Genomic DNA, 7,684 nt, shown 5'->3' on the forward strand with positions numbered 1-7,684 from the left:
GCTGTCGACGGGCCCCGCCGCCGTCCCGCCGGCCGGGCTCAGCCCATGCTCTTCGCGCCGTCCAGGGACTCGCGGATGATGTCGGCGTGACCGGCGTGCTGGGCCGTCTCGTTGGCGATGTGCAGCAGCACCCGGCGGGCCGACCACTCGGCGTCCGCCTCGAACCACGGGGCCTTCGGCAGCGGCTGGGTGGCGTCCAGGTCGGGGAGGGTGGCCACCAGCTCGTCGGTGCGCACGGCCACCTCGGCGTACGCCGCGAGGACACCGGCCAGCGTCTCGCCCGGCAGCATGCGGAACTCGTCCGCGCGGCGGGCGAAGTCCTCCTCGGTCCAGGCGGTGAAGTCGGGCATCGCGGCCGGGCCCTGCACGATGAACTCCGCCCAGAGCCGCTCGACGCTGGTCACGTGCTTGATCAGGCCGCCCAGGCACAGCTCGCTCGCACACGTCCGCAGGCCGACCTGTTCGTCGGTGAGGTCGCGGGTGGTGAAGCGCAGGAAGTGCCGCTGCTTCTCCAGGGCCGCCAGGAGGTCGGCGCGCTCGCCGGTGAGGTTCTGCGTGGCGGCGGGGGTGGTGGTCGTGGTCATCGTCATGGCCTTTCGCTGGGTTCCTGCTACGGGTTCCTGCTCCCTCGGACAAGAACAACGCTACGGACCATTGCGGTCACTTCCTGTCCTGAATCCCAGGGAGAATCGACGCATGGCGAACACCAGCACGCGGACGCTGCGACTGCTCTCCCTGCTCCAGACCCACCGGTACTGGCCAGGCGACGAACTGGCCGACCGGCTCGGCGTCTCCGTCCGCACCCTGCGCCGCGACATCGACCGGCTGCGCGAACTCGGCTACCCCGTCGAGGCGCAGCGCGGCGTCGACGGCGGCTACCAGCTCGCGGCGGGCGCGGCGCTGCCGCCGCTGGTGATCGACGACGAGGAGGCGGTCGCCCTCGCGGTCGGCCTCCAGGCAGCGGCCGAGAGCCCGGTCGAGGGCGTCGCCGAGGCCTCGGCGAGGGTGCTGGCGAAGGTGGTCCAGGTGATGCCGGCCCGGCTGCGCCGCCGGGTCGAGGCGCTGCGCGCGGTCACCGTCCCGGTGGACTGGGGGACGCGGACGGGCACGGGCGTCGACCCGGACGTCCTGACGGTGGTGGCACTCGCCTGCCGGGACGGCGAGCGGGTGCGGTTCTCGTACACGGCCGCCGACGGGCGCGGTACGGACCGGCACGTCGAACCGCACCGGCTGGTCTGCCTGAACCGCCGCTGGTACCTCGTCGCGTACGACCTCGACCGGGCCGACTGGCGCAGCTTCCGCCTCGACCGCCTCACCGCCCCGACCGGCAGCGGCGCCCGCTTCGCCCCCCGGACCCTCCCGGCGGCCGACGCGGCGGAATTCGTCCGCGCGGGCCTCAACAGAATGCCCCGACCGCACCAGGTGGAGGCCCTGATCGAGGCACCGGCGGAGTTCGTCCGCGCCCGCGTCGGCCGCTGGGGCACCGTGGAACCCGTCACCCCGCACCGCTGCCGCCTACGGATGACCGCCGATTCGCTCGACTGGCCCGCCATGGCCCTCGGCTCCCTGGGCGCCGAATTCCAGGTACTCGCCCCGGACGCCCTCCGGACCCTGCTCACGGACTGGAGCACCCGCTTCGCCCGCGCAGCGGGGGAGGGGGAGTAGGCGTAGGAAGTCGGCCTGGCCGACTTCCGGCGTCGGCAGTCCGCGCACCCCGCTGCCCCTGGCTGTTGCTTGCCCGGCCCCGGTGCTCGCCCCTGTCCCTGGGGCGCGGCCGGGGTGGGTGGTGGCATGGGAAGTCGGCTCAGTCGACTTCTGGCGTCGGCAAGGGGCGTGGTGCACCGCTCTGACGGCCGCTTCGTCGTGGTCTGCTGCTCCGGTGCTTGCCATGGTCGGACGACGGCCCGTTGCGGCGGAGTAGGAAGTCGGCCCCGCCGACTTCTGGTGTCGGCAGTCCGCGCACCCCGCTGCGCCTGGCTGTTGCTTGCCCGGCCCCGGTGCTCGCCCCTGTCCCTGGGCTGCGGCCGGGGTGGGGGGTGGCGTGGAAAGTCGGCCCGGCCGACTTCTGGTGCTGACGGTCCGCGCATCTTGCTCCGCTTCTGTCCTCACCTTCGGCCTTGCCCTCGCCCTCGGCCTTCGCGTTCGCTCCGTCCCCGGGGCGCGGCCGGGGGCGGTTGGCGGTGTGGAAAGTCGACCGGGCCGATTTCTGGCGGGTGGCCATTGGCACATCACCACCTCGGCCCGGTGCCGGCGTCGGAAGTCGCCCGGGCCGAGTGCCGGTGTGACCGGCGAGTGTGCCCCGGCCACCGAATGCCGTGCTTCCGGTCTGAGTAGCTGTGGCGGCATGGCCGGTGTTGGTGGAGCAGGAAGTCGGGCCCGTCGACTTCTGGTGCCGCCCTGGGCGGGTTCGGGTTTGTGGCGGGCCGGTAGGTGGCGTGGGAAATCGGACCCGTCGACTTTTGGCGCGGGCCCTGGGCGGGTTCAGGCCCAATGGCATTTGGCGTGGGCGTGGGGGGCGGTGGCGGGTCGTGGCGTGGGAAGTCGGCTTGGTCGACTTCTGGCGTCGGCAAGGGGTGTGGTGCAGCGTTCCGGCGGCTGCTTTGTCGTGGTCTGCTGTTCTGGCGCTCGCCATGGTCGGACGACGGCCCGTTGTGGCGGAGTAGGAAGTCGACCAGGCCGACTTCTGACGGGTGGCCGTTGGGGCGTTAGCGCCTCGGCCCGGTGCAGGTGCTGGCGTCGGAAGTCGCCGGGGCCGAGTGCTGGTGTGGCCGGTGAGTGTGCCCCTGCCATCGAATGCCATGTTTCCGGTCTGTGCAGCTGTGGCGGCATGGCGGAGTAGGAAGTCGGACCCGTCGACTTCTGGCGCAGGTCTGGGTGGGTTCGAGTTCGTGGCGGGTTGGCAGGTGGAGTGGGAAGTCGGGCCCGTAGACGTACGCGCGGGCGTGGGGGACCAAGTGGGGCTTGTCAGGTGGCGGTGGGGCGGGTCCTTGTGGGCGGGGGTGGCGTCGGAAGTCGGCTCAGTCGACTTCTGGTGCGGTTGTGGTGAGAGCGGGTCGGGTGGGGCCTGATGTGCTGTCGGCGCTCGGTACGGCCGGGTTGTGGTGGCGGAGTGGGAAGTCGGGGCCGTCGGCTTTTGGTGGTGGGGGGGGGTCAGGGGGCGATGGCTTCGAGGGTGGTGCGGAGGTGGGTGAGGACGGTGGGGAGGGTGGGGAGTGGGGGTGTGGCGAGGGCGAGGCGGAGGGCGTTGGGGTGGTGGGGGGTGGTGGCGAAGGCGTCGGCGGTGGAGATCAGGATGCCTTCGGCGGCCAGGGCGGCGGCTGCGTGGTCGGGGCGCTGGTGGGGTTCGAGGGTGAGCCAGAGGATGTAGGAGGTGGGGTGGGCGGTGGTGGTCAGGCCAGTCAGCGCCGTGCGGGCGATGGACTGGCGGGCGGCGGCGTCGGTGCGGCGTTCCTGTTCCAGCCGGGCGACCGTGCCGTCGGTGAGCCAGCCGGTGGCGAGGGCGGTGATCAGGCCGGGGGCGCCCCAGGCCGCCGCGCGTAGGCTGGTGGTGGCGGCCCGGAGCAGGTGGTCGGGCAGGACGGCGAAGCCGAACCGCAGGCCCGGGGCCACGCTCTTGGAGAGGCCGGCCAGGTAGCAGGTGCGCTCGGGGGCGAGGGCGTGCAGGGGCGGGGGCGGGGCGGCCTCCAGGAAGGCGTAGGTGCCGTCCTCGATGAGGGTGAGGCCGTGGTCGGCGGCGAGCCGGACGAGGCGTTCGCGCTGTGCCGGGGCGAGCACCCAGCCGAGCGGGTTGTGGACGGTCGGCTGGGTGTACACCGCCCGTACCGGCCGGGTGCGGCAGAGCCGGTCGAGTGCGTCGAGGTCCGGGCCGTCGGCGGTGACCGGGACGGGCGCAAGGTCCAGTCCGTGGGCGGCGGCGAGCAGTTTGATGCCCGGGTAGCCGAGCGCGTCCACGGCGAGGACGTCCCCGGGGCGGGTGAGCGTGCGCAGGACGCAGTCCAGGGCCTGTTGCGCCCCGCTGGTGAGCAGGACGTTCTCGGGCGCGGTGTCGATTCCGCGGTCCAGCAGGTGGGTGGCTACCGCGGCCCGGTCGTGCCGGTGGCCGCCCGGCGGGTGCTGGCGCAGCAGGGCCTCGGCGTCGCCCGAGGAGGCGAGCGCGCGCAGGGCCTGCCGCAGCTGGTCGCCCTGCCCGGGGGAGAGCGGCTGGTTGAAGGAGAGGTCGGCCACCCGGGGCACCGGGAGCGCGCGGGAGGGTTCGAGGCCGTCGTAGCCGGAGCGCAGCCGGACGAAGGTGCCGCGGCCCTGCTCGCCCACCACCAGCCCGGCGGCGGCGAGTTCGGCGTACACCCGGGTGGCGGTGGCGAGGGCGATCCGCCGCTCGCGGGCGAGGGTGCGGTGGGTCGGCAGCCGGGTGCCGGCCGGGAGCGCGCCGGAGCGGATGGCGGTCGCGTACTCGTCGACGATGGCCTTGTAGGAGGGCGGTCGCACGGGTCACCTGCCCTTCCGGGGAGTGGACGGTCCGGGCACGGGCGTGCACAGGCGTGGACGGGTGCGTACCGGAGTGTATCCAGGACAATAAGTGGATTGTCCTGGGCCGGTGTTCCTAGCCTCGTCACATCCAGCAGCGAGGCCAGGAACGGAGCACGCGCCCATGACCATCCGCAGCGAGCGGGACCGGCACGTCGTCACCCTCACCATCGACCGGGAGAAGAAGCTCAACGCCCTCGACTACCCGACGATCGACGCGCTGCTCGCCGAGCTCGACCGGATCGACGCCGACGACACCGTCCGCGCCGTGATCCTCACCGGCGCCGGTGGGCGGGCGTTCAGCGCGGGTGCCGACATCCCGTCGCTGGCGGCCAGCATCGCCGGCGGGCCCGAGCGGGCGCTGCGCGAGTTCGTCCGGCGCGGGCACACCCTCACCCGGCGGATCGAGGAGTTCCCCAAGCCAGTCATCGTGGCCGTCAACGGCCTTGCCTTCGGCGGTGGTTGCGAGATCACCGAGGCCGCCCCGCTGGCCGTCGCGGCCGAGCACGCGACCTTCGCGAAGCCCGAGATCTCGCTCGGCTTCCCGCCGCCCTTCGGCGGCTCGCAGCGGCTGCCCCGGCACGTGGGCCGCAAGCGCGGCCTGGAGATGATCCTCACCGGTGACCCTGTCCCGGCCGCCCGCGCCGCCGAGATCGGCCTGGTCAACTCGGTCGTCCCGGCGGACGAACTGCTGGACACCGCAAGGGATCTGGCCGAGCGGATCATCCGGCACGCGCCGACCGCCGTGGCCGCCTGCCTGCGGGCGGTGACCCGGGGCATCAACCTGCCGATCGACGAGGGGCTCGCGGTGGAGGCGGCGGCCTTCGCGGCGACCGTGCCGACGGACGGTGTACGGGACGGGATCCGGCGCTTCCTGGACCGCTCGTCCTCCGGTGGCAGCTCGTCCTCCGGTGCGGAATCCTGAGGCGGTACCGGAAAGTTGTTGTCGGCGGGCGACCGGGGGCTGATCATGGCGGGATGTCGGATCTACTCGCCCGTGTGACCGCCTTCCGCGCCGCCTTCGCCCGCCGCCAGGCGGCTGAGACCGTCGAACTGCCGGAGTTCCCCGGGGTGTTCGCCGTCCGGGACGCGGCGTTCGGCCAATCGGAGGAGCACAACCAGCTGATCGTCGAGGGCCCGGGAACCGACCCGGCGGTGCTGCCCGAGCTGGCCGCCCGGTGGTTGGGGCGCCGCCACCGGTACCGCGTCACGGTGCTGGACCCGGAGTCGGGCGAGCGCGCCGCCCCGGTGCTGGCGGCGGCGGGATGGGAGCGGGAGAGCGTGGTGGTCCTGGCCCGGTCGACGCTCGGCTGCCAGCGGCCCGAACCGGCCGCGATCCCCGTCGAGTTGGCCGAGGTGCGGGCGGCGGTGCTGCGCCAACAGCGGGAGTGGATCGAGGACGAGGAGCTCGCCCGGCAGCTCACCGACCGCCGTTCCGCCCGGCTGCGCGGTGCCGAGCGGGTGCACTTCCTGGCCGCTCGGACGCCGGTCGGCGAGGTCGCGGCCTGGAGCGACCTCTATCTCGAACCGGCCGTCGGGCTGGGCCAGTTGGAGGACCTGGTGACCGGTTCGCGGTACCGCGGTGCGGGGCACGGCGACACCCTGCTGGCGACCGGCCTGGCGCTGGCGGCCGAGGCCGGTGTCCCGCAGCTGTTCCTGCTCGCGGACGCGGTGGACTGGCCGCGTGAGTGGTACGGCCGCCGGGGTTTCGAGGAGATCGGGCGCGGTCACGCCTTCTATGGTCGGTGACGGTCGGGGTGCGGGGCGGTGGCACGGTCTGCTCCACTGGCCGGAGCTGCCAAGGCAGTTGCGCTGTGAGGTGGCGCTCGCCGTGCGGGCGGGGGCCGGGCGCGCGGCCTGCTGGACGTCCTGCCGGAGGACTTCGCCCCGCTGCGGACGGCGAGCTCCGGGTAACGGGCGGGGGCGGGGCACGACGGGGTCAGGCTGTCTCCGGATCGACGGCCGGCGGGGCTTCGCGGCCGCAGTGGGCGGCGACGGTGTCGGCGAAGGCGCGGGCGAGCGGGCCGAGGTTCTCCCAGTCCCGGACGGCCCACCCGGCGGTGAGGGCGGGCAGGTCGGGCAGCGGGAGCAGCCGCAGGCCGGGGTGGCCGGGGCCCTGCCACTGGGGGAGGGCCGGGACGACGGCGTGGCCGAGGCCGAGTTCGGCGAGCAGGATCGCGGTGTCCCAGTCCGCGACGCTGGTGTCGAAGACCGGCCGGATGCCCGACTTCCCCAGCCAGGACTCGACCTGGGAGCGGGATACGGAGTTCTGCGGGAGTCCGATCAGCCGGGCGTCCTGGAGGTCGGCGGGGGAGATCCTGGCCCGGGCGGCGAGCGGGTCGCCCGCCGTGACGGCGAGCACCCAGGGCAGGTCGACCACCGGTTGCTGGTCGATGCCCCGGGCCGGGGCGCCGAGGGTGATCCAGGCGAGGTCGACTCGGCCGGCGTTGAGCGACTCCAGGCAGCTGCGGCTGGAGACCTCGGTCTGGAACTCCAGGCTGACCCGGGGGAAGCGCCGCCGGAAGTCCACCACGGCCGCGGACATGAAGTGCCGGATGCTGGTGGCCCCGGTGGTGATCCGGACGGATCCGCCCTCGCCGCGCGAGAGTTCGGCGATCCGGTGCAGCGCGTGGTCGATGCCGCCGAGGCCGGTGGCGACCGCCGTGCGCAGCAGGCTGCCCGCCGTGGTGGGGACGACTCCGCGCGGGTGGCGCTCGATCAGGGCGAGGCCGACCTCCCGTTCGAGCCGCTTCACGTGCTGGCTGACGGCGGACTGGGTGCAGTTCAGCTCGCGGGCGACGGCGCTGAGCGAGCCGGCCCGGCAGACCGCGGCGAAGACGCGGAGGTCGTCAATGGTCACGGAGACCCAAGGTATCGCTTGGAGGGGTCCCAGTAAATCGGTGGATTGACTTGGGGGTTGCGCGGGATCGATCATCGGACCAGGGCCCAGGGCGGCAACCCGCCCGCTGACCTGCCGGCGTTCCGGACGCTGTGGCGGGAGCGGCGGGCGGGTGTCGACCCGCATCTGTTCGAGAGCAGTTCTCTACAAGAGCGGTGATGTACGACGGAGGGGCGGCGCGCCGATGCTCGGGGTGCGTCGTGCGTGAGCGCTCGCCGCGGCGTGGGTGGAGCGGGTGTCCGTGCCGGGTGGAACGGATGC

6 protein-coding genes are annotated in these 7,684 nt (G+C 73.6%); 3 read left to right on the forward strand and 3 right to left on the reverse strand.

What is annotated here, in order from left to right:
• Positions 1 to 38: 38 nt before the first annotated feature.
• Positions 39 to 590 (reverse strand): DinB family protein, encoded by a 552-nt coding sequence (locus ACFU7Z_RS32015; RefSeq protein ID WP_380781334.1) that lies wholly within the window; start codon positions 588 to 590, stop codon positions 39 to 41.
• 106 nt (positions 591 to 696) lie between these two features.
• Here ACFU7Z_RS32015 and ACFU7Z_RS32020 point away from each other — a divergent pair, with 106 nt between their 5' ends.
• Positions 697 to 1,665, forward strand: coding sequence for a helix-turn-helix transcriptional regulator (locus ACFU7Z_RS32020; protein ID WP_380781336.1), 969 nt, complete (start codon positions 697 to 699; stop codon positions 1,663 to 1,665).
• 1,485 nt (positions 1,666 to 3,150) lie between these two features.
• Here ACFU7Z_RS32020 and ACFU7Z_RS32025 read toward each other — a convergent pair.
• Positions 3,151 to 4,485, reverse strand: a complete 1,335-nt coding sequence (locus ACFU7Z_RS32025) for a PLP-dependent aminotransferase family protein (protein ID WP_380781338.1) — start codon at positions 4,483 to 4,485, stop codon at positions 3,151 to 3,153.
• 163 nt (positions 4,486 to 4,648) lie between these two features.
• Here ACFU7Z_RS32025 and ACFU7Z_RS32030 point away from each other — a divergent pair, with 163 nt between their 5' ends.
• Together ACFU7Z_RS32030 and ACFU7Z_RS32035 are read left to right on the forward strand one after the other, a co-directional pair.
• Positions 4,649 to 5,449 (forward strand): crotonase/enoyl-CoA hydratase family protein, encoded by an 801-nt coding sequence (locus ACFU7Z_RS32030; protein ID WP_049651648.1) that lies wholly within the window; start codon positions 4,649 to 4,651, stop codon positions 5,447 to 5,449.
• A gap of 53 nt (positions 5,450 to 5,502) precedes the next feature.
• On the forward strand, positions 5,503 to 6,273 hold the full coding sequence (locus ACFU7Z_RS32035) for a GNAT family N-acetyltransferase (RefSeq protein WP_380781340.1): 771 nt from the start codon (positions 5,503 to 5,505) through the stop codon (positions 6,271 to 6,273).
• A gap of 190 nt (positions 6,274 to 6,463) precedes the next feature.
• Here the strand turns inward: ACFU7Z_RS32035 and ACFU7Z_RS32040 are convergent, their stop codons facing one another.
• Entirely contained in the window at positions 6,464 to 7,384 is a 921-nt protein-coding gene (locus ACFU7Z_RS32040; protein WP_380781342.1) for a LysR family transcriptional regulator, read from the reverse strand.
• Positions 7,385 to 7,684 lie beyond the last annotated feature (300 nt).

The sequence above is a fragment of the Kitasatospora sp. NPDC057518 genome, from assembly GCF_042802075.1.
GTDB lineage: Bacteria > Actinomycetota > Actinomycetes > Streptomycetales > Streptomycetaceae > Kitasatospora.